A 1,270-nucleotide genomic window follows, 5' to 3' on the forward strand; every position below is an offset into this window, starting at 1 on the left:
AGAAGATCACAATCTAACTGACGATGATCAATCGGGGTACCTAACAAAGCCCTACTAGTGTCCTGCGCCAGAGATCCGTCGGCAGAATTGGGCGAGGGAGTCGAGGATCTCCTCGGCTGTTTTCGTCCAGATGAACGGCTTGGGGTCCTCGTTCCAGTCCTTGACCCACGCGCGGATGTCGGCCTCGAGCGCCTGGACGTTCTTGTGTGCGCCGCGGCGGATCTTCTGGTCGGCCAGGAAGCCGAACCACCGCTCGACCTGGTTGATCCAGGAGGAGCCGGTGGGAGTGAAGTGCATGTGGAACCGTGGGTGCTTGGCCAGCCACGTCCTGATCGCGGGGGTCTTGTGGGTGCCGTAGTTGTCGCAGATCAGGTGGATCTGGAGGTGCGAGGGCACCTCCTTGTCGATCCTGATCAGGAACTTCTTGAACTCCGCTGCCCGGTGCCGGCGGTGCAGGGCACTGATGACCTCGCCGGTGGCCACGTCGAACGCGGCGAAGAGGGTGGTCAGGCCGTTGCGGACGTAGTCGTGGGTGCGCCGCTCGGGCATGCCCGGCATTATCGGCAGCACCGGCTGGGACCGGTCCAGGGCCTGGATTTGGGACTTCTCGTCCACCGAGAGGACCACCGCGCCCTCGGGCGGGTTGAAGTACAGGCCGACGACGTCGTAGACCTTCTCCACGAACAGCGGGTCCGTCGACAGCTTGAAGGTGTCCGTCAGATGCGGCTTGAGCTGGAACTTCCGCCAGATCCGGCCGACGGTGGACTTCGACAGCCCGCTGTGCTCCGCCATCGACTTCCGCGACCAGTGGGTGGCGTTCTTCGGGATCTCCTCCAGCGTGGTGACCACGACCGCCTCCACCTGGTCAACGCTGATGGTGGGCGGCCGGCCCGGCCGCGGCTCGTCGGCCAGGCCGTCCAGCCGCTCCGCCAGGAACCGGCGCCGCCACTTGCGGACGGTGTCGGCGGTCACCCGCAACTCGCGGGCGACCGCGACGATCGGCGGAATCTCCGGGCCCGCACATGCCAGCACGATCCGCGCACGCAGGGCGAGCGCCTGGGCCGACGACGCCCGCCGCGTCCACCGCTCCAACACCGCCCGCTCGCCATCAGACAACAGCAACGGTTCCAGCTTCGGGCCTCGACGAGGAACTGACGCACCAGCAGCAGAAGTCACGTAACTACTAACGATCAACTACTGGCGCAGGACACTAGGGCGCGTATCGAGTCGTGATCAATCTGTCGGATCCGCCCTCAGGGCAGGGTCTGGA

1 protein-coding gene is annotated in these 1,270 nt (G+C 65.4%); it reads right to left on the minus strand.

Going from position 1 to position 1,270, the window contains the following annotated elements; all coding sequences use genetic code 11:
* Nucleotides 1–54: 54 nt before the first annotated feature.
* Nucleotides 55–1,176, minus strand: coding sequence for an IS630 family transposase (locus IEZ19_RS49885; protein ID WP_189317972.1), 1,122 nt, complete (start codon nt 1,174–1,176; stop codon nt 55–57).
* Nucleotides 1,177–1,270: the final 94 nt, after the last annotated feature.

It is taken from the genome of Streptomyces brasiliensis, from assembly GCF_014647875.1.
Classification (GTDB): domain Bacteria; phylum Actinomycetota; class Actinomycetes; order Streptomycetales; family Streptomycetaceae; genus Streptomyces; species Streptomyces brasiliensis.